General features: G+C 67.0%; 26 protein-coding genes. All 26 read right to left on the bottom strand.

Annotated elements, in window-relative coordinates:
• Positions 1 to 5: 5 nt before the first annotated feature.
• The 26 genes from ARADN35_RS0121615 to ARADN35_RS0121485 all read right to left on the bottom strand — a co-directional run bounded on the left by ARADN35_RS0121615 (position 6) and on the right by ARADN35_RS0121485 (position 19,500).
• On the bottom strand, positions 6 to 2,489 hold the full coding sequence (locus ARADN35_RS0121615) for a phage tail tape measure protein (protein ID WP_159103206.1): 2,484 nt from the start codon (positions 2,487 to 2,489) through the stop codon (positions 6 to 8).
• 30 nt (positions 2,490 to 2,519) lie between these two features.
• On the bottom strand, positions 2,520 to 2,684 hold the full coding sequence (locus ARADN35_RS28235) for a hypothetical protein (RefSeq protein ID WP_010465894.1): 165 nt from the start codon (positions 2,682 to 2,684) through the stop codon (positions 2,520 to 2,522).
• 33 nt (positions 2,685 to 2,717) lie between these two features.
• Positions 2,718 to 2,834 carry a GpE family phage tail protein gene (locus ARADN35_RS27550; protein WP_010465892.1) on the bottom strand — a complete coding sequence of 39 codons (117 nt, stop codon included), beginning with the start codon at positions 2,832 to 2,834 and terminating at the stop codon, positions 2,718 to 2,720.
• A gap of 8 nt (positions 2,835 to 2,842) precedes the next feature.
• Positions 2,843 to 3,193 (bottom strand): phage tail assembly protein, encoded by a 351-nt coding sequence (locus tag ARADN35_RS0121600; protein WP_010465890.1) that lies wholly within the window; start codon positions 3,191 to 3,193, stop codon positions 2,843 to 2,845.
• Positions 3,194 to 3,259: 66 nt separating this feature from the next.
• On the bottom strand, positions 3,260 to 3,769 hold the full coding sequence (locus tag ARADN35_RS0121595) for a phage major tail tube protein (RefSeq protein WP_010465888.1): 510 nt from the start codon (positions 3,767 to 3,769) through the stop codon (positions 3,260 to 3,262).
• A 38-nt stretch (positions 3,770 to 3,807) separates the two neighbouring features.
• On the bottom strand, positions 3,808 to 5,004 hold the full coding sequence (locus ARADN35_RS0121590) for a phage tail sheath protein (RefSeq protein WP_010465886.1): 1,197 nt from the start codon (positions 5,002 to 5,004) through the stop codon (positions 3,808 to 3,810).
• Positions 5,005 to 5,040: 36 nt separating this feature from the next.
• Positions 5,041 to 5,766, bottom strand: coding sequence for a DUF7338 family protein (locus tag ARADN35_RS0121585; protein ID WP_010465884.1), 726 nt, complete (start codon positions 5,764 to 5,766; stop codon positions 5,041 to 5,043).
• Positions 5,763 to 6,434 (bottom strand): hypothetical protein, encoded by a 672-nt coding sequence (locus tag ARADN35_RS0121580; protein WP_010465883.1) that lies wholly within the window; start codon positions 6,432 to 6,434, stop codon positions 5,763 to 5,765. Before ARADN35_RS0121580 ends, ARADN35_RS0121585 begins: the two co-directional genes overlap by 4 nt.
• A 7-nt stretch (positions 6,435 to 6,441) precedes the next feature.
• Complete coding sequence (locus ARADN35_RS0121575) at positions 6,442 to 7,359, bottom strand: hypothetical protein (RefSeq protein WP_010465881.1); 918 nt, start codon at positions 7,357 to 7,359, stop codon at positions 6,442 to 6,444.
• Complete coding sequence (locus tag ARADN35_RS0121570) at positions 7,356 to 8,012, bottom strand: hypothetical protein (RefSeq protein ID WP_029414277.1); 657 nt, start codon at positions 8,010 to 8,012, stop codon at positions 7,356 to 7,358. The genes ARADN35_RS0121575 and ARADN35_RS0121570 overlap by 4 nt, the downstream gene beginning before the upstream one ends.
• A gap of 11 nt (positions 8,013 to 8,023) precedes the next feature.
• Positions 8,024 to 10,270 carry a hypothetical protein gene (locus ARADN35_RS0121565; protein WP_010465876.1) on the bottom strand — a complete coding sequence of 749 codons (2,247 nt, stop codon included), beginning with the start codon at positions 10,268 to 10,270 and terminating at the stop codon, positions 8,024 to 8,026.
• Positions 10,271 to 10,275: 5 nt separating this feature from the next.
• Entirely contained in the window at positions 10,276 to 11,487 is a 1,212-nt protein-coding gene (locus ARADN35_RS0121560; protein ID WP_010465875.1) for a phage tail protein, read from the bottom strand.
• Positions 11,480 to 12,421, bottom strand: a complete 942-nt coding sequence (locus ARADN35_RS0121555) for a baseplate assembly protein (RefSeq protein WP_010465873.1) — start codon at positions 12,419 to 12,421, stop codon at positions 11,480 to 11,482. Before ARADN35_RS0121555 ends, ARADN35_RS0121560 begins: the two co-directional genes overlap by 8 nt.
• Positions 12,418 to 12,771 (bottom strand): GPW/gp25 family protein, encoded by a 354-nt coding sequence (locus tag ARADN35_RS0121550; RefSeq protein WP_010465872.1) that lies wholly within the window; start codon positions 12,769 to 12,771, stop codon positions 12,418 to 12,420. The genes ARADN35_RS0121555 and ARADN35_RS0121550 overlap by 4 nt, the downstream gene beginning before the upstream one ends.
• Positions 12,768 to 13,364: a phage baseplate assembly protein V gene (locus ARADN35_RS26700; RefSeq protein ID WP_100199500.1), complete on the bottom strand. Its 597-nt coding sequence runs from the start codon at positions 13,362 to 13,364 to the stop codon at positions 12,768 to 12,770. Before ARADN35_RS26700 ends, ARADN35_RS0121550 begins: the two co-directional genes overlap by 4 nt.
• Positions 13,365 to 13,439: 75 nt before the next feature.
• Positions 13,440 to 13,901 (bottom strand): phage virion morphogenesis protein, encoded by a 462-nt coding sequence (locus ARADN35_RS0121540; protein WP_010465867.1) that lies wholly within the window; start codon positions 13,899 to 13,901, stop codon positions 13,440 to 13,442.
• Between the two features lie 104 nt (positions 13,902 to 14,005).
• Entirely contained in the window at positions 14,006 to 14,500 is a 495-nt protein-coding gene (locus ARADN35_RS0121530; RefSeq protein WP_010465863.1) for a phage tail protein, read from the bottom strand.
• Entirely contained in the window at positions 14,484 to 15,041 is a 558-nt protein-coding gene (locus ARADN35_RS0121525; RefSeq protein WP_029414276.1) for a DUF2514 family protein, read from the bottom strand. The genes ARADN35_RS0121530 and ARADN35_RS0121525 overlap by 17 nt, the downstream gene beginning before the upstream one ends.
• A 1-nt stretch (position 15,042) precedes the next feature.
• A complete protein-coding gene (locus ARADN35_RS28725) occupies positions 15,043 to 15,177 on the bottom strand; it encodes a hypothetical protein (protein WP_010465860.1) in 135 nt (44 codons plus the stop codon).
• Positions 15,159 to 15,731: a glycoside hydrolase family protein gene (locus tag ARADN35_RS0121515; protein ID WP_010465858.1), complete on the bottom strand. Its 573-nt coding sequence runs from the start codon at positions 15,729 to 15,731 to the stop codon at positions 15,159 to 15,161. The genes ARADN35_RS28725 and ARADN35_RS0121515 overlap by 19 nt, the downstream gene beginning before the upstream one ends.
• On the bottom strand, positions 15,728 to 15,955 hold the full coding sequence (locus ARADN35_RS0121510; protein ID WP_010465856.1) for a hypothetical protein: 228 nt from the start codon (positions 15,953 to 15,955) through the stop codon (positions 15,728 to 15,730). The genes ARADN35_RS0121515 and ARADN35_RS0121510 overlap by 4 nt, the downstream gene beginning before the upstream one ends.
• 6 nt (positions 15,956 to 15,961) lie before the next feature.
• Positions 15,962 to 16,165 (bottom strand): tail protein X, encoded by a 204-nt coding sequence (locus ARADN35_RS0121505; protein ID WP_010465854.1) that lies wholly within the window; start codon positions 16,163 to 16,165, stop codon positions 15,962 to 15,964.
• Positions 16,165 to 16,629: a head completion/stabilization protein gene (locus ARADN35_RS0121500; RefSeq protein ID WP_010465852.1), complete on the bottom strand. Its 465-nt coding sequence runs from the start codon at positions 16,627 to 16,629 to the stop codon at positions 16,165 to 16,167. Before ARADN35_RS0121500 ends, ARADN35_RS0121505 begins: the two co-directional genes overlap by 1 nt.
• Before the next feature lie 104 nt (positions 16,630 to 16,733).
• Complete coding sequence (gpM, locus tag ARADN35_RS0121495; protein WP_010465850.1) at positions 16,734 to 17,435, bottom strand: phage terminase small subunit; 702 nt, start codon at positions 17,433 to 17,435, stop codon at positions 16,734 to 16,736.
• An 11-nt stretch (positions 17,436 to 17,446) separates the two neighbouring features.
• Complete coding sequence (locus ARADN35_RS0121490) at positions 17,447 to 18,457, bottom strand: phage major capsid protein, P2 family (RefSeq protein WP_010465848.1); 1,011 nt, start codon at positions 18,455 to 18,457, stop codon at positions 17,447 to 17,449.
• A 59-nt stretch (positions 18,458 to 18,516) separates the two neighbouring features.
• Complete coding sequence (locus ARADN35_RS0121485; protein ID WP_244265936.1) at positions 18,517 to 19,500, bottom strand: GPO family capsid scaffolding protein; 984 nt, start codon at positions 19,498 to 19,500, stop codon at positions 18,517 to 18,519.
• Positions 19,501 to 19,556: the final 56 nt, after the last annotated feature.

Here is a 19,556-nt window from a genome sequence, read left to right as displayed (position 1 = left end):
GTCTCCTAGTCCAAGTCGCTCAACTGCGAGCGCACGCTTGATTTTTTGGCCCGCTCGCGGCGGTCCATTTCAAAAGAAATCGCTTGCGCCATCGCTTTCTCATCCATGCCCGGGGCTGCGTTCACCGTGATGTTGTTGGTGGTGGTGTTGTTGCCCCCTTCGCCCCGGGGATTGAATTTCAGGGGCTTGGGTTCTTCAAAGAACCGCAGCGCACCCGGGCCGGTGGTGGCCGGCATCACCGGCAACCCCCCAGGCAAGCCCAGACCGGCGGCGGCGCCTGGCGAACCCTGCCCCCCAATGAGCGAGGACACGCGCGCCAGCAGGCCCAGCACGGGCACGTAGTTGGCCACTTGGATGAGCTTGGCTACGATGCCGCCCAGCACCTCGCCCACCAGCTGGCCTGCGCTGGCGAACCCGGCCAGTTCTTCCTGCGTGGATTTGATGGGAGCGATCAGCTCGGTAAACCACGTCCAGGCCTGGCCCAGCCAGCCCACCAGCATGCTGCCGAATTGCACCAGGGGCGCCATCTGCGACAGCACAGGCGTCAGCCCATTGCGCAGGCCCTCCCACACGCCGCCCAAGAAGGCCTTGATAGGCCCCCAGTACCTGTAGATCAGCAGGGCCGCTGCGGCGATGGCAGCGACTACCGCAATGGCAGGCCCACCAGCTGCCAGCATGGCCAGCAGCCCGCCGCGCACGAACACCATTGCGGCCTGCCCAGCCACCCGCAGGCCGGCCGCAAGCGGCCCGCCCGCCGTGAGCGCGAAGCGCGCAAAGACGAAGCGCAACAGCATCACCTTGCCCGCGATCAGCGCAAGGGGCACCAGCAGGAACCCCACGCCCGCCGTCAGGGCAGAGAAGGCCACCACGGCGCCCAGCACCCAGCCCACCAGGGTGGAGTGGTTCTGCACGAAGCGCATAAAGCCTTCGATCAGCGGATTGACCACCTTGAGCAGTTTGAGCAGCGTGGGCGCTAGCGTCTCGCCCACGGTGGCGCTCAGGTTGAACGCCCGGTTCTTCGTCATCTGCCACTGTGCAGACAGCGCGGCATTGCGTGCAGCCGCCTCGCGGGCCATGGAGCCCTTTGCGTTGTCGCCCGTGGCCAGCGCGCGCTGGCGTGCCAGCTCTTTCGGGTTGGCCGCCAGCTTGGCCAGGGTGTCGGAGTGCTCTTTTCCGACCAACTCCACCATGACACCCAGGCGCTTCTCTTCGGGCAGCGCGTTGATAGCTTCCAGCACCATCTTGATGGTGCCCATCGCATCTTTCGTCATGCCCTTTTCCACCTCGCTGGTGGATAGGCCCAGCTCGGCCATGGCGCTGCGGAAACCCTTGGTTCCCTTCGTCGCGGCGGCCAGGGTTTGAACGATGGAGTTGGTGGCGGTGCCGGCTGTCTCCGTGCGCTCGCCCAGTGTCAGTAGGGTGGAGCCCAACGCCGCATAGTCCCGTGGGTCCATCTTGGCCAGTGCGGCCACACCAGACACGCGGGTCATGAAGTCGATGATGTCCGCGCCCTTGCTGATGGCGTTGTCGTCAAGGAAGTTGATGGAATCGGCCAGGCCCCGAATCTCGGTCAACGGAATGTTGAACGTCTTCGCCACCTTGCCCATGCGCTCGGTGATTTCATCGGGCACCGCGTCAAAGGCGGTGGCCATCTCCGAAGCCATCAGGGTGAATTCCTTGAGCTTGTCGGTGGGCACCTCCATGCGGGCCGATGCCGTCATCATGTTGGTGATTTCGGTGGTGGTCAGCGGAATCTGCCCGCTCAACGCGCGCACGTCGCGTTCGGCCTGGCGGTACACCTCGGTCAGCTGGCCCATTTCATTGCGGGCGCCGGGCACCTGGCGCGCAATGCCCAGCATGGCGTCTTCGTGCTTGGAGTAGTTCGCTACCGGCCCCATACCCATCTGCACGCCACGCCGGCCAGCTGCTTGCAGGGCCACGCCCGCACCGGCCGCCACACCGGCATGCAGCATGGCTTTGTTGTGCTTGTCACGCAGGTCTTGCAACTGCCGCTGCTGGGCGGCCAGGCGCTGCAGCTCCGCGCGTTGCTTGCCCATGGCGGCCGTGGCGCCGTCAATGTCGGTTTTCAGGCGCGCCTGGGCCGCGCTCAGGTTGCCGGAAATGCCCATGGCATTGAGCGCAGCGCGGGCCTTGACGGCTGCGGACTTCTGCACTTCCAGCGCATCGGCCAGGGTGCGCACCCCACGTTCCTCGCGCTTGATCTGTGCGACCGTGGCCGTGCCGCTGGCCCGCATGCCGTCGAGCAGGGCCTGTTTCACCTTGAGGGCATTGTTCAGCCGGGCCAGTTCGGCCGCGTGCTTTTGCACGTTGCCCACGGCCCCTTGCTGGTCGTTCAGTTCCTTGAGGCGGTCGCGGGCGGCCTTGAGGGCGCGGGCGGTTTCGCCGCTGGCGCCACTGATGCGCTTCATGGGGGCGAGCACGCGCTCGGCCATCTCCAGCACCACGCGCAGGCGCAGTTGGTCAGCCATGGCGTTCCCCATGGGCAGGCACGCACGCCCTCAGTGGGGTGGCTGCGTGTCGGCCTCGAAAGCGCCCAGTTCCTCCGTGCTTTGTTCCAGGCGCTTGGTGTCTTGCCGAAGAATCCTGAGCAACGCGAGAAACAATGCCGCACCTACGACAAAGACCGACAAGGTCAGGATCAGCAGGGAGGTTGCGAAGTCCATAAGGCATGTTTGTACCCGAAATGCTCAAAAATTTCACTCTTGCGGCTCGTAGCGCTCGCGCGCACGCTCTCGCCAGTCCATCAGCTCGGCCACGCTCATGGGGTCCATGTCGGCGGGCCGCCAATGGAACACCAGGGCCAGGTCGGCCATTGCGTCCTCTACGCGGTTTGGAAGCCCTCCCGCTGCGCCTTCGGCACCAAAAAACTGACCACCTCCGAACCCAGGCTTACAAGGTCGGCGGGGTCCATGGCGTCCACCTCTTGCCGCAACAGTGGCGGCTCGGTCACGCGCGGCAGCAGGGTTTGTAATGCCGTCACGTTCATCTGCAGCACCTCCACCAGCGACAGGCCGCGCAGGGCGCCAGCGTTGGGCTTGCGCACCTGAATGTGCGTGATGGTCTGGCCGTTGCGCTGGATAGGCGTATCCAGCGGGATGCCCACGGGGATGCCAGGGGCGGCGGTGGCAACAGCGGGAGCAGCGGCGGGGGTGGTTTGGGTGGGTGTGTTCATGGCAATGGATCAGGGAAGGAAGGAAAGAAGGCGCGGCCCGCGCGGGGCGTGCGGATGGGGGGGGCGTCACATGCCCAGGGCGGCGCGTGTCTCCGCCAGGCGGTCCACGCCGTTGACCATTTCGATCATGTTTACGGCGTCAATCTCGATGAGGGTTTCGCCGTTGATGGTCAGCTTGTAGTAGCTCAGCGCGGCCTTGTACTTGATGGCCGTGGCTTCGCCGGGCTTGGCGGTGCCGGGGTCGATTTCCGAGAACCGGCCGCGCATGACCACTTCCAGCGAGTCCACGCTCTCGCTGTCGTCGCCCTGCAGCGCGCCGGCAAAGCGCAGCATCACGCCATCGTGGCGCAGCGTGCCCCAGCTGGTGAACAGCTCTTTCATGTAGCCGGCGGCGGTCAGCTCGGCTTCCATGCCCTCCATGCCGAAATCCGCCTTCACGGGGGCACTCATGCCGCCCGAACGGTAATCGTCCATCTTGCGGGCGAGCTTGGGCAGCGTCACTTCGGGCATCTCTCCGACGCAGTTGTGGCCGTCCACGAAGGTGGTGAAATTCTTGATCTTGCGGGGCAGTCCCATGGTGTTCTCCAGTAGTCAATCTGTGGTGTGGTGCGGCCTTACTCGCCCGTGCCCACGCGCAGGGCGAAGTCGGCGTAGTAGCGGTCGGTGATGCGCTGCTGGAAGGTGAGGTCTTCGAGGGGCGGCACGGGCGTGTAGTCGTAGTCCAGCGTCAATTTGCCGTTCTTGAGCGTGGCCGACACGTTCACCTCTTCGTCGTACCAGGCCTGGCCGTTCAGGATGTAGCCCAGGTTTTTCAGCTCGCGGAACTTGGCGTTGATGCCTTCCAGAATGTCTTTCACCAGACTGGGGTGCAGCGGCTTGTCCACCGCCCAGAAGTGGCCCTCGGCCATGGTGTCGGCCAGGATTTGCGCGGTGCGCGTGGCGCTCTCGAACGCGAACAGTTCGTCGGTGCTGCATGTGCGCGATCCCCAGAAGCGGAACCCCTGATTGCGGATCAGCGTCGTGATGCCAGCGCCGTTGAGCAGGCCCGCGTCGGTGTCGGGGTTCTGCAAGTCCCAGAACACATCCTTGCTGATGCCCAGCACGCCGTTCATGGGCACGTTGGAAAGCGTCTTGTGCCAGCCCTGCTCGGCGTCGATCTTGGCGCGCAGGCCCATGGCATAGGCCACGGGCGATGCGTCCACCACCACACCCGTGCCGGGTGTGGCCACCTTCACGCGGGGCCAGATCAGCATCAGCTCGCGGCCCTCGAAGTTCTGGCGGTAGTCCATCACCTCGGACACGTCTTCACCGTAGCCCTCGGCATACACGAACGCGCGCAGCTTTTGCGCCACGGCCACCAGGGCGGTGGTCACTGCCTGGGTGTCCAGGCCCGGCGCGCCCAGGATGCGCGGTTGCACCCCGAGCTTTGCCTTGGCGGCCAGCAGCGCCTGCATGCCGGTGTACTGCGAGCCCACGGCCGTGCCGATGACCTTGCCGTTCTGGTCGGTCAGCTTGGCGGCGGCGTCCACGCCCTCGCCATCGGCCACGCGCACAACCACGGTGATGGGGCGGGCTTGGTCGCGGATGGCCGTCAGGGCGCCCCGCAGGGTGCCCAGCGTGCCGGCCTTGGCAATGGCCGCGTCCACCTTGGTGACCAACACCGGGGTGTTGAGCGGGAAGGCGGTCGCATCGGCATCGCTGGCCGTGACGATAAGGCCCAGTACGGCCGTGGAAATGATGCGAATTGCGCGCTGGCCTTCGTTGATTTCGAGGGTGCGCACGCCGTGGTGGTAGTTTGCTAGTGCAGCCATGGGTTCTCCTGTGAGTGATGCAAAAAGGGGTTGGGTTCAGGTGGTGCTGGCCGGGGCGTCCTGCCCCTTCCATGACAAAGCGCTGATGGCGATGCACACCACCGGCAACACGGGCCGGCCCCAGGTGGTGAAGTCCACCTTGTGGCCGTAGTTCGTGCGCAGGCACACGGGGCCGGCGCGGCGCGTGGCGTGCAGCTGGTACGCGCCGCTGTGGTGGCGCAGCACCCAGCCGGCCCGGCCGCGCCCGGTGGCGGGGTCGCCCCACACCTCCACGGGCTGGCGATAGTCGGCGGGGTGGCCCAGCGTGACGGCCAGGGCGGATGCCCGGTTGCGCAGGCCCAGCCACACCCAGCGCGCCCAGCGGCTGCGCGGGTGGTGGCCTGGTGCCCAGTAGCACAGGGCGCGGGCTTCGGGGGTGTCTGCCAGCGGCACAGGCAGAGGCACCTGCTGGCCGGTGGCGTCCAGTACCCACTGGAACTTGTCGCCGCTGATGCCCACATCGTTGCCCCACCACCTGGCCCAATGGGGCAGGGCGTCATCCTCCCAGCGGGTGTGCAGCAGGGCGAACGGCACCACCACGGGCGCCAGCAGGTCAATGGGCAGCATGGCCAGGCCGCGCACCGATGCGCGCAGGAACGAAAGCGCGGCGGCGCGGCGGTGAGCTGCTGGCACACCTGGCAGCACCAGCACCCACAGCGAGGGCACCAGGCACCACAGGGCGACAGCGGCGGCGACAGACAAAACAAGGGTGGCGGCGTTCATGCGGTTTCCTCGGGTTGAAGGGGGGCGGTCAGGATTTCGTCGGCGCGGCCTGCGGCCAAGATGCCGGCCAGTTCCAGCGCCCGCACACCTGCGGCCGTGGCCGGGTCATCAAGGCTGACGAACGTGGCCAGGGTGAAACGGCGCATCCAGGCATCCATGGCGGCATTGGCGCGGGCGGCGGCCGTCATGGCCTCCCACTCGGCCGGGGTGAAACGCTGAATGAACCGTTCGTGCGTGAGCAGGCGTGGCGCAGGCACGGCCACGGCATCGGGCGCCCAGGTGAATGCCTGCACGGCCGCCACATCGGCCAGGGCCTGTACGGCGGCTTCGGCGGCATCGCTGCTGCGGCGCACGGCCTCGCGCTCGGCCAGCACCGTGGCCACGTCTGCCAGCTGCAGCCAGCCTGCCTTCTCGCGCTCGCTGGCGCGCTGCAGCTTCCAGGCGCTGGCGGCCAGGTGGGTGGCGGCCTCTGCCTTGATGGCGGCGATGCGGCGGGCCTTCACACCCGCGAGCGACAGGCGCGCCGCGCCGGCCTGGGCGTCGTATTCAACGGCCGACAGGTCACCGTCGAAACCCTCGGGCACATCCACCAGCGTGTAGCCGTTGGGGTCGCCCGGGGTGGTGGTGCCGGCCACTGCGCCAGCAATGATGATGAGCATGGTTTTCATGGGGGCCTTACTGCATGACCACGTAGCGCACAGAGCTGGATGCGCCGGTGTAGTCGATCCGGTGGGTCAGGCCCGTGACCCGCACGTATCGGTCGATGTAGGCCAGGCTGACGGTGGTGTAGGTGTCGGCGCTTGCCCCGGCGATGGACGGATAGCCGGCCGAGCTGGTCTTCTGCTGCACCAGCACCGCGCGGATACCTGCAGCCACGCCGGGGGGATAGGTGTAGGCGGCCAAACTGGTGGAGTGCAATACCGCAACGTTCGACAGCGCGGTGCGCGCGGCCGGTGCGGCTGCGATGGCATCCCATGCCACGGTGGTGTCATACACGGCCATGCGAGCATTGGCGGTAGCCAGGATGACGGCCATGGCATTGGCGCTGGCGGCAATCACCCCCATGGCCGTGGCGCTGGCAGCAAGCACGCGGATGCCGTCCACGCTGGCGGCCACGGCCGCCATGGTGTCGGCGTGCTCGGCCACCACGGACATGGCGGCTGGGTTTGCCGCCACCACCGCGAGCGCGAGCCGATGGCCGGACAAGGCGCTGCGCGCCACCAGGGTCTGCGTGATTGCCGTCATGGCCGCGTTGCTGGCCGCCACCGCCGTCATTGCGGTGTTGGAAAACAGCATGGCGTTCAAGGCCGCGCTGCTGCCCAGCACGTACTGCATGGCCGTGGTGCTGCCGGCCACGGCCGCCATGGCCCCGCTGCTGGCGCACACGGCCGCCGCGCCGTTGGGTGCGGTGATCAGCTGCTGGAACGCCACCAGATTGGCGGGCGTGGCCAGCCAGGCCTGCAGCTGCGCGCCCGTGGGCGCGGGGGTGGCCAGCAGGTAGTCGAGCGCCAGCGGGTTGCCGTACAGCAGCTTGAAATGCCGGTGCATCTGTGCGACTTCTGCATAGGTGGGGGCCATCAGTGCATCGCTCATGCCACCACCTCCACTGCTGCATAGCCCGCCACGCGGCCGGAACCGTCATAGGCGTAGGTGGTGGTCCGGGTCTTACCGTCCAGCGTTTCGGCCACGGTGGCCACGCGGTTGGCTGCGCCGTAGGTCAGAACCGTGGCGCGCTCGCCCTGGGGCAGTGTCTCGGTGATGTTCGACACCCGGCCGGACCCGTCATAAGTGACGGTGGACGCGCTGGGTCTGGCGGTGGCCAGGGCAATGGCAGCAGTGCGGGCCGCCGCTTCGGCTACCACGGCCGCAGCGCGCGCCGTGGCCTCGGCTTGCACGGCCAGCGCAATGGCCTCGTTTCGTGCCGTGGCCTCGGCCGCGATGGCCGCGCCCAGCTGCGTGCCCGTGGCCAGGTCGCCCACGTTGCCAATGGCCGCTTCCAGTTCGTCTCGCCGGTCGCGCAGCTGCTGCAGCATGGCGGCCACTTCGGACATGGCCGGCCCCACCAGCGTGTCGATGCGGGCCAAGCCAAACTTGGTCAGCTCATCGACCACGCCCTGCAGGTCGGCCCGGCGCGCTTCCAGTTCTGCAATGCGGTTGTCGATATCTCCGAAGACCCCATTGAAGAAGTCCTCGGACAACGGCGTCACGCCGTCGCGCATGCGGTATGCCTCGAATCGTTTTGGCATGTCGGCCCCGCTTACAGCGCCAGGTCGTAGCGCTCGGCCACGTGCCAGGGGTGGGCGCCCGTCACGCCCGCGCCGTCGATGCGGATGCGGTACGCGCCGGTATTGGCGGCCAGGGTGAATCGGAACTCGCGCCAGCGGCTGCGGCCGTCCACCACTTCATCGCGGTTGGTGGTGGCGGCCACCGTGACGCCGCCCACGATCAGGCGGCAATCGACCGTCTGGGCCACATCGGTTCCGAAATCTTCCAGCAGCAAACGCACGCGGATGTTCTTGGACGGCGTGCCCAGCACGCGGTCGCTGCTGACGTGCACGAACGTGGTGCCACGGCGGCGCACCGTGACCTGGGCATTGCCAGGGCGAACGGCGGGCATCAAGTCCTGGGTGCCGATGAACACCGCGCGCAACGGCACCAGGGCCGCGCCACCGAACGCGGGCGCGGTGTCGGGCGTGACGGGGCGCCACAGGCCGCCCGTCTGGTATTCCCACACCAGGCGGCAACCGGCCGGCACGGCGCTGTCATAGAGCATGTCCAGCTCTTGCACGCCGCCGGCCAGCTGCAGCGGCTGCATCTGCACCACCGCGCGCGGCGATACGAACCGGGCAAAGTTGAGCCGCAACATCAGGTCGCGCTCTGCCGCCTGGGTGAAGTAGGCGCCGTCCTGGGTGTACATCAGGATGCCCTGGGTGTATTCCGTGCCCTCGGTGAAGCCCACGCGGTGGCCAGCGCCGGTCACCAGCGCCACGGCATAGCGCTTACCGGCCTCCACCAGCAGGGGGTCGGGCAAGGCCACCTTGAGCCACCCGGCCGTGACGGCACCCGGCGCCAGGGTGGCGCGGGAAAGCACCTTTTCCATATCGGGCTGGCCCAGGGCGGCCTCGGTCACCAGCACGGTGAGGCCCCCGGCCGCGTCGGCGCTGGTCACAAAGATTTCAACGCTGATGAGCCAGCCGGTTTGCGCCATCAGCACGGTTTGCGCGAGCACGGAACCCTGCACCACGTAGTTGGTGGTCACCATGTCCCAATAGGGTTCTTCCCAGCGGTCCACCCACATGCGCGTGACGCGCAGGAACTGGTGGTCGATGTTGGCGCGCGCTTGGTCAGCCGGGTCCACCGTCCACACTTCATCGCCCCGGCGCAGGATGCCGGTGACCGGGTCGTACACGCCACTTTTCCAGAAGGCGCTGTTGGTGCAGTAGGTGAGCGTTTCACCGGTGCGCACGCGCTCACGGCTCAGGGTCTTTTGCACCGCGTTCAGGGTCTGGTACTGGTATTGGTTGATGGCCAGCTCGCCCGCCCGGGTTTCCATGCGCAGCCGGGTGACTTCCTCATAGGCCGGCAGCATCAGCCCGGCCGCGCTGGTGCGGGCCTCGGGGTCCATGGGGTTGAGCAGCGACAGGGCGCCGGTCTGCTGGGCGGCGATAGCCGGGCGGATGCCCTCGAACGTGTCGGCGCTGTAGCCCGCGTGGGCGGGGTCGCTTTCGTCGGCGTCCAGAAAGTGGTCGGACCCGTAGAACACGTAGTCGTCGGGGATTTCCATGCGCTCCTTGAGCTTGGCCATGTCCACGCCCAGCTGGGACACATGCTCCAGGCTGGCGCGGGTGGCCAGGTCGGAGGCCAGGCCCGCGATGTCGCTCATGATGTGGGCAATGCGTGGCTCGGCCGCCAGAATCCAGCCCTCCGCCGTGCGCACGCGGGCATCCACGCGCTGCAGGTTGGGCAGGCGGCGGCCTTCGGCCAGTACCACCTCTTGCACGCCCGTGGGCGACAGGCGCACATGGGCGATCAGCGTATAGCCCGTTGGTGGCTCGGGCCGCTCGGGGGTCGGAGACTCCAGGCCCTGGGCGATGTGCACGGTAGCCACGCGGCGGCGCTGCATGGCCACGGCCTCGGGTTCCACTTCGCGGGTCTGCAGGTCGATCAACATATCACGCGGCTGAATGTCGGTGTCTTCTTCGACGCCGAACACGCTGACGGCCACCCACTTCTGATCCTGCAGGGGCAGCATGGCGAACACCGAATGCACCTGCGCCGCGTCCAGCGCGTACACCTTGCCCGTGGGGCCGTCATACAGCCGACCCACGGCGATCTCCAGTTCGGTGGCACTGCGCGCGGACACGGTGAGGCCCGTGAACTGGCGCTCGGACGTGAGGGCGTCCGTCACCAGGTGTCGGCGCGCTTCGTCGCCCCAGGCCTGGGTGTTGTTGAGGTCGGCGGCCTGCAGCTCTTGGCGGTCGCGGAAGATGACGCTTTTTTCCATGGGGGTTAGCTCCTGTTGATGGTTTGGCCAGCGAGCACGGCGCCGGCCTTGTGAATGCGGCTGGCGCGCGCCGTGGCGTGCAGGCGCGTGCGGATCAAAACCTTGTCGTGCGCGGCCCGCGCCCAGTCCATGGCGTCGAGCACCGGGGCCATGCGCTCGCGGGCGCCGCCGGCCGACAGCGCGGCGTTCATGGCGCTGCCCGCCATGGCAAAGGGCTGGCGCCGCTCGGGCATGCGCACATGGGCCATCGCGATGAATGGCGGGCTGGAGAGGCGGGTGAAGCCCAGGTACGCGGGGCCGTGCTTGGGCACGTTGGCCACGGCCGGGTCATGAAGCCGGATGCGGGCGTACATGCGCCGGGCGCTGTCGCTGCGCACCGTGAAGCCCGCGAGGGGCAGGCCCGCGCACAGCACATGCGGGCGCGATGCGCGCTCGGCCACGGGCTCGGCATCTGGCGACAGGGGCGCCAGGGATGGCGCCATTTGCTTGAGCGTGAGCAGCTGCAGGCGCTCGCGGTAGTTCACGTTCTGCACGCGCCAGTAGCGGGTGGATGCGTCGGCACGACTCAGCACACCGACCAGCGGCTGGCCCAGGTGCTGGCCACGGGCCAGGGAACGACGGGCCAGGTCCACCGTGGCGGTGCGCTCTTGGTCCATGGCGCTCCAGCCGTGGGTGGTGAGCGGCAACACCTGGCCGCTGGGGTAGCGGATTTCTGCACGCACGGCGCTGCGAGCCATGGCGGTGGTGCGGATGGGTGGCTCGGCCCGCGTGCCCACGTAGCCGTGGCCCAGCATCAAGCCCTCGGAGGGGGCGCGCTCGCGCTGGCTGTAGATCCGCATTTCTGGATGGGCGGCCAGCCACTGGGCGCGGCTGGTGGCATCCCAGAAGCCAAGGAAGGTTTTGGCGGGCGGCATTTCCAGGCGCTCGATGCGTGCACCTGCCAGGCGGGCCAGTTCGCGCAGGCCCTTGGGAGTGCCGATCAGGGCATGCAGGCGCGGGCTGGCCTTGATGACGGCGCGGCGCTCGGCCTCGGCCTGGGGCCACACGGGCACGTCTTCAGCCAGGGCGAGGTGCGGCAGCAGGTGCGCGGGGATGCGCGCGGGGTCCTGCAGGGTGGACAGCACTTCATCGCCCACGGTCCAAGGCCCCATGGAGGACGATGCCGCGCGCTCCAGGGGCGTGGCGTTGGGCGGCAGCAGGTGGTGACGGTCAGTCATGGCGCGCCTGTGGCGTGACAGTGATGGACGTGATAACGGGCACTTGGCCAGGGCCTGCGGGCACGTCGGCAATGGGTGAGGCCAGCAGAACGTCGCGGATGCCATCGCCCATCAATGCGGCGATCAGTGCGGCGCGTGTCACATCCACCCGGAATGCCGCGCGGGCGCCCAGTGCGCGCACACGGGCGGCAGCACTGGCGGCCAACAGGGCGCCGTCCGGGCCAGGCGGGTGCACCAGGGTGGCCACCACGGCCAGGGGCAGCACGCGTGCGGCTGTCACGTCCACATCGACCGTAAGGGGGCGCACGTCCTCGGCCAGCAGCGCCGCCTCGGTCTGGCCCACGATGGCATCACCGGGCACGGCCACGCGCCAGCACATCGACTGTGAAAGCGCTTGCGGGTGGTCACCGAACAGCGCGCGGCCCACGGCGGCCTGGTCGGGCGTCACATCGTTGGCATGTGCGGCCACGCGGGCCAGCAGGCAGACCTTCACGCGGCCGGGCCGGTCGGCCCACACGTCCACTTTGCGCACATCCACAGACACCGACCGCGCACGCAGGCGCCAACTGATGGAGCTGCCGGCGGCCGACAGCGCGTGATAGCCCATCAACACCCGCTCGCGTAGGCTTTCGTCGTCTTCGTCGGGCAGACGCGCCAGGTCATAGCGCGCGGCCAGGTTGTCCAGATCGGTGCCCACGGCCCAGCCCAGCATGACGGCGCGTGCGGCATCGTTGATGCGGGCGCGGATCAGCACCTCGCGGTACGCGGCCACCTGCATCAGCTTGTTGAGGGGTTCGCTTTCAAGGCCGATGACTTCAGCGGCTGGCGGGTACAGGCGCAGCAGATCGGCGCGCAGGCCGGCCAGCACGGTTTCGTAGTCGAGGGTTTCGACCACGGCGGGCAAGGGCAGGGCGGAAAGGTCCAGCGTGCTCATGCTGCGCGCCCTCCCGTCACCGACACATTGAGGGACAGCGGCCCTACGCGCCCGCGCTGGTCGTAGGTGCCGTGCAGCCGAAACAGCACCGCTCCGGGGCGGTCTGCCTCGCGCAGAGATTCAATGCGCGTGAGCCGAAAGCGTGGTTCCCAGCGCATCAAGGCGCTGGCCACGGCCGCATAGACGCGCACCTGGGTGGGCAGGTTGTCGGGGTGGTCGATCAGCTCGGGCACCAGAGAGCCGTATTCGCGGCGCATGACGCGCGAGCCAATGGGCGTCGTGAGGATGTCGCCCAGGGACTGGCGCAGGTGCTCCAGCCCGGTGATGGATTGGCCGGTGTTGCGGTTCATACGGGCGGGTCCGTTTCTTCGCTGCCGCGCTTCACGCCGGGGTGCAGGTGATTCACCAGGCTGATGCCCTGAGCGAGCACATCGGGCGAGCCCGTCACGCCCTGGGCGTCGATGGTCAGGCTAGCGCCGCCCGCCGCGATCACGATGGAGCTTTCGGTGATGGTGATGGACGACGACATGACGGCCAGCACGATGCTGCCCACGGCCTCAAGCTTCATAAGGCCGCCATCTGCGTCGTGAGACAGGAAGCCGGCGCCGCCGAAGTCCATGCGGAACATCTTGGGGTTGTCGCTGGCCTGGGGGTTCTTGTCGCTGTAGGCACCGGGCAGCACCACGGCGTTCATCAGGTCGCCACCCGGTGCGAGCATCAGAACCTGCTCGCCCTTCACGGGCGGCCACCACACGGAGCCCGCTTCGCCAGCGGCACGGCCGGCTATCCAGGGAACCCAGTTCGTGACCACATCGCCGCAGCGAATCCGGCAGCGCGCGGGCTTGCCGGTGCGCACTTCTTCGATGGTTCCAACGCGCGCGATGTTCTCCAGGCGGCGCAGGATTTCAATCGGAGATTCGGGCTGATCGACGGGGCGTTCCATGCATTTGATGGTGCCCGCGCGTGCGCGATAAAGCACGCGGTTTGCCCTGTGTGCGTGCCGCACACATGCAGCATTTCAACCGCCCGCGAGGTGCGAAAGCAAACGGTCCTGCAGCCGCTTGGTGAAGTCGTCGGAAATGCCCAGCAGCGGGCGCGCAGGGTAGTCGTACTGGGGGCCGCCGGGTTTCACGCTGTCACGCAGGCCGAAGTGATGCACCCGCGCTATGCGCTCGGTGCGGCCGGTGAAGGCCACCACCGCATCGCCGCCATCGACGTGGCCGCGCAAGTGCTTGGCGCCGGCCAGCTTTGCAAACAGGCGTTGGGCGTTGCGCTTGCGCAGCTGCCCGCCCTGGTCGCGCAGCGGGTTCTTGCGCGGCGCCCAGGCTTCGCCGTCCGGGCCGTGCTGCGCGCGGATGGTGGCTGCGTTTTCGCGGCGCAGCTCGCGCGCAATGTCGAGCGCCAGTTTGCGGCGCTCTCCATCGGTGAGGCGGTCCAGCAACGGCGCCAGCCAGCCTTCCAGCTCCATGAAATCGGCCATGTGTCAGCTTTCCCCGCGCTGGCGGGCACGCACCCAGCGGCGCCAGCGGCCACGGATGCGCTGGTATCCCTCCCACAGCAGAAAGCAGACGGTGAAGAGGTATTTCATCGGGGTGCGTAGTCCCACTCGGCCAGCTTTTCGTCGCGCAAGTACACCTCCCAGTGTTCGGCCTGCAGGATGGCCAGTGGCGGCGGCGGTTCATTCTTGTGGATCAGGTTCAGCGCGCCGGTCGGGCCGCCCGGGCGGGGACGCGCCAGCACCGCTTCTGTCAGTTCAAGCTCTATCTGCAGGTCGATGGCCTTGGCGTTCAGATACTCGGCCTCGAAACGGATGGCGCGGGCGCGGCGCTCGGGGTTGTCGAACACTTCGGGCTGATTGCGCTTCATCCACCCCACCACCGGGGCCATGACCGCATCGGCATGGCCCGCGTAGTCCAGCAGCAGCAGGCGCAAGGTGTAGGCGTACTCAAACGACAGCGCATCGGTGCCGGTGTGCATGACCCGGCCGCCTGTGATGAAGATGGCCAGCTTCTGCGGGTCTTTCTTGACGGTCGGCAGCGCCTTGGTGAGCGTGTCGCGCAGGCTATTCGGCTTTTCCATTCTGGGCGGCCTCCATCATCGTGCGGGCGCTGTCGTAGGCGCGCTCGCAGGCAAGGCCACGGGTGCGGGCAGTGTCAGCAACGTGCGCGAGTTCTCCCGCTCTGTCGTCTGCGCGTCGGAGCATGTCGGCAAGCAGATCGGCGGGGGCGGTGTCTGGCGCGCACTGGCCGGCAGCGGCGCGAGCCTGGGCGGCGGTACGGTGCTGGGTGAGGTAGTCGGCAAGGTCACGCTGCAGCCGGTTGCCAGCAGCAACAGCGCGAGCGCGGCCAGCATCAGCAGCAGCAAGGGCGGTTTGTGCAGCGGTGTCGTTTTGGGCGATTTCGTCACGGTGGGTGTCTCCTAGCTTGCGATAGCGTTCCGAGGTTATGAGCGCGGCCCGCGCGGCCGTGGTGCGTTCGGTCTGCAGGGTGTTTTCGGTGTGGGCGGTTTCCAGCCGGGCGTCGGCCAGGCGCAGGGTCTGCATCACCAGGGCGAAGCCCAGGCTCAGCCCGAGGGCGATGGCGGTGTATTTCCAGGCGTTGGCGCGCAGGGTGGTCAGCATGTCAGCACATCCCGTGCGGGTGACCACCGCAGAAAGTGAAGTACAGGGCCGCGAGGCCTGCGATTGCCAGCACCACCAGCACCACGGCAGCGATGGCCATGACCTTGACGGCTTTTTTCAGAGCATCGACACACATTTGGCATGCCTCCTTTGTTGACGGGTCCACACGCCCTTGCAGCCCTGCGGCCCCCAGTTCTGCGGCAGGCGGCAGTCTCGGCCGGCCTGAAACCGCCAGGTCAGCAGGGCCTCACACGCCCCCGGGTAGTCGCCCCGCAGCAGCCAGGTGCGAGGGGAACCAGGCTTGCGCCAATTGCCGATGCCGTACTGGCCCACGAAGTCCTCGTAGAGGTCGTATTCGCCCTGATAGAGCGACACCCCCGGCAGGCTGGCTTTGAACCGCTTTTCATCCTGGGTGTGCAGGTTGCGGGCGAGCTGCTGGGCGCGCTGGCGCGGAATGGGCGGATCAGAAAGGCGCACGGGCGTGCCGTCTTCGTAGCGGGTGGAACCGTGGCCGATGGTGGGCACATCGCCCTTCGTGGGGATGTAGGGCAGGTGCACCACGGCGCCACCGGCGTCCACGCGGGTGGGGCCGTCGCCCTCGGACGCGGTCCAGGCGGCAAAGCCCGCCGCCGACATGGTGAGGCAGGCCACGGCCACGCGGGCCAGACCCTGGCGCAGGGTGGTGCTCATGGCTCCACCCCGTAAGCGGCGTTCTTGGCGATGCGCTCGGCGCGTTCATTACGCCACTTCCACAGCAGATAACCCAGCTGCGCGGCCACATACACGATGGTCAGGGCTGTTAGCGTGTGGCTCATGGTCCAGCCGTTGACGGCCTGATGGGCCACCACGGCAACGGGCGGGGATGCTTTGGCGGTTTCCACGCCAATGGCTTTGATGATGCTTTCTCGGTCCATGGTGAATCAGTCCCACAGGTTGATGGTTTGTTTGTTGGTTCGCTTGGGCGGGACAACGATTTGCACCACGGCGCCAGCGGGCAGGCGCGGCCCCAGCTTGGCCAGGCCGGGGTTTGCGGCCAGCGTGGCCTCCACCACCTCGGCCGTGGCGCCTGTGGTGCGGCGGCACAGTTCGTCCAGCATTTCGTGCTGTTGGGCAACCGCGCGCATCAGATCAGCTCCACGGTGGTGCGCGGCCGGCCCAGCATGTCGGCGACAGCCCAACGCAGCCGGCGCTGGTGCTCCGCCACCTTGGCTTCAATGCGCTCGCGGATGCGTTCGGTTTTGCTGTCGTTGTGCGGCGTGGTGTCGGTTTCGCGGTACGCCTCGGCCAGCTCTGCCTGCACGTGCGCGTGGATGGCGCGCAGGTAGCGGCCGGCCTGGCGGCCGTCGCCGGCCACGGCCAGTGAGGCCACGCCCTGGGCGATCTGCTCGGCCTTGTAGCCGCGCAGCTCGCCGTTCACGGTGTCGATCGCGCTTTCGATGGCATCAGCCAGGCGCACGGCCGTGACCGTGCCATCCAGCAGGCACGACTCCCGGACCTTGGACGCGTCGATTTCCGGGAACCACGGGTCGTTGGTGACCTGGGCGTCCTCGGCTTCGATGGGCGGATTGGCGGTGGCAATGAAACTCATGGTGTGCGTTCAGGTGGCGGTGGTCCTGTGTCTGCCTTTCGTGCGTTGCTTGCGCATTGCAGTGAGGCAGACACAGGAGCCGCCAGGGTGCGGGGTACGCTCGGTCAGGAGGCCGGCGCGGCGTTGGTCAAACGTCGCTCCATGCGCTCCATGTCTTTTTTCACGCCGACTTGCGCAAACAGCGTGTTCGCACGGGTGAAGTGCGCCATGGCCGCGCGGGCCTTGGTTTCCTCCACCGTTTTGTAGTCGGGCGTGTGGGTTGGGGTGCGGCCCACCAGGGCATAGCCGATGGCCTTGTGCAGCTTGGCGCGGGCTTGGTCTGGTGCGTCGTGGCTCTCGGTGAGCTGCGCCACTTCTGCCAGCACGCGCACCGCTTCGTCGCCAAACAGGCTCCCGTCCAGCGCCGCGGTGGCAGCCATGTCGATCAGGATCACGGCCGGGGCGCGCGAGTATTCCGGGGGCATGGCCATGCCGTTGGCGATCACATAGCCAGCCAGCTCCAGCGCGCGCCGCCAGGAACCCGTGTCCATATGCCAGACCATCAGCGTGGCCAGCACCATGTCGTGACCGCCCTGGCCACCCGCGAGGGCGCCGGTCAGGTATTCGTCGTACACGGGCAGCAGCTCGCGCTTTGCCTCGATCTTGCGTTCGACCGACTGGATGCCGCGCAGCACGCGCTTGTGCTCGGCGAGCGCGCGCAGCATCAGTTCGTAGGCGCTGCCCCGGACCTCCTGTCCATGGGGCGCGGCCCTGGCCGACAGCTCGGCCAGCACGCGCAGTTTGTGGGCTTTGGCGGGGGAAGTCATGGGGCACCCGCTCAAACCAGCTCGATATTTTCCAGCAGCACGGCCTTGCCCACGTTCTCCACCACGTAGGCTTCGTTCACGCTTTCGTAGTTCTCGTAGCGGTCGCGCTTGGGGTTGTCGGTGAACATGCGGCGGCGGGTTTCCTCTTGCCAGTAGATGGACAGGTTGTCCCAGCTGGTGATGAGGACGGACGCACCAGGGAAGAAGGGCACCGCAGCGGCCTGCACGTTGCCGATGGCCTTCTGGCTCATGATGACCTGGGCGGCCAGTTCTTCGGTGGGCGCTTGCTTCACGTTGACCAGTGGGAAATACTTGTCATGCAACAGGTCGCGGCCCACCATCACCACCAGGCTGGTGTCGTTGTGGAACCACGGGTCCATGAGGTTCAAGGCATCGAACACCAGCGCATCGAGGTTCTTGTAGTGGGCGCCCGCGGCGTCGCCCACCTTGATGGAACCGGCACCGGCGGCGCCTTCGTCCATGACGCGCTCGGGCGCTGTCTCGCGCAACTGCTGCAGCCAACCCTTGTTGACATCCTGCAGCATGGGGTTCGCCACGATGTCGGTTTCGGCTGCGGCAGAGGTGCCGTTGAAACCGACCATGATGCGGTCGAGTGCCTGGCGAATGATCAGTGCATCGCGCAGGCGCGGCTGAAAGTCCTTGAACTTCGCCCACATGTCGAGTTTTGCGTATTCCAGGTGGGTGTCGAAGTTCGTCTGCAGGGCGTGGTACTGCGTGGAGTCCAGGGCGGAAAGATCGCGGGTGGCACGGTCCTTGAGCTTGGTGTTGGTACGGCTGGCTGCAGGGCCACCGACACCCAGGCCCAGTTTCTGGCCCATCTGCTCGCGCACGGGCACGATGTTGATGCGCTTGAGCACATCGGCGGATTCCTGAATCTTGCTTTCCAGGGTTTGCGTGACGGTCGGTGCCACGGTGAATTTTTCGTCCGTGCGCTCCACGCCGTTGAGGGTGGCGATTTGACGGGTGTAGGCGTTAACGGCCTTGCGGGTAATGGGATGCATGTTAGGTTTCCGAGGTGGTGGATTGGGGATCTATTGGGGGAATTGGGAGCGATTGGGGTTCAGCAATCGGTCTTCGCAACACCGTCGCCGCCGCTGGCAGGCGGGCGCGCGGTAAAGCCCGACTCGGGCGTTTCCTCCAGGCGTTTCACCAGGGCGTCATGCTTTCCCGTCAGCTCGGTGAATTTCTTGGCCAGGGTGTCATGCTCGGTTTTCAAGTCGTCGTGCGCCTTTTCCTGCGTTTCGGCATAGGCGCCGAACGCTTCAAAGCCCTTGATGATTTCGGTGAACCGTGCGTCGTCATCCTTCGACTTGCCCTTGAATTTCTGCAACAGGCCGGACAGCACGGCGTTGAACTTGGACACGGCGCCCTCGGTCTCGGCGGATTCGTCATCCTCGAAAACCAGTTCCACTTCGATGGCTTCGGAGAACAGCACGTCCTTTCGGTCGCCGGCCTTGCGTGCAGAGAACATGCTTGCCTCGGGGTGCTGGGCTGCGAATTTCAGAGCCTCGGTGCCCAGGCTGGCGGGGGAATCGGTGACCGCCAGGCCGGTGAGATAGGCCTGATCGCTATCCGCGAACTTGGGGTGAATCTCGATGCTGGTGTAGATCTTCTGGCCGGCCTTGTTCATGGCCACCAGCTCGGGCAGCGGCTTGATCTGCGCGAACAGTGCCAGCTTGCCGTCTTCGACGTCGCGGGCCTCTACTGCAGTGACGTCGCCATAGGCGCGAAACGGGCTGTCCGGGTACAGGCTGCGGATGTGTTCCATCCAAACACGGGCGCCATATTTCGCCGGGCTGAAGGTCTTCGCCATCTGTTCGATTTGCTCGCGACTGATGGCGCGGCCGTCGGTGGTGGCACCTTCGGTGGCCACACGGAAGAAGCGCGATTTTTGGGCCTTAGCTTCGGGCTTGTCGCTGGATTTCTGTGCCATGGTGATGGGGTTCCTCGGTTGCGTTGAGAGCGATGGTTTGCAGTAGTCGCCATCGTCTCGCTGTCGCGCGAACCCATCAATGAATGCCGCATGTGCAGCGTTCAGGCACATGCAGTAGGGCAGGGGAGCGTGTGCTTTTTCACAGCGTGGCGGCCCAAACTTGGCCC

It is taken from the genome of Acidovorax radicis N35 (assembly GCF_000204195.1).
In the GTDB taxonomy this organism is placed as follows: Bacteria; Pseudomonadota; Gammaproteobacteria; order Burkholderiales; family Burkholderiaceae_C; genus Acidovorax; species Acidovorax radicis.
The sequence above is the reverse complement of the archived record's forward strand: the minus strand, read 5'-3'. Positions and strand labels throughout refer to the sequence as shown.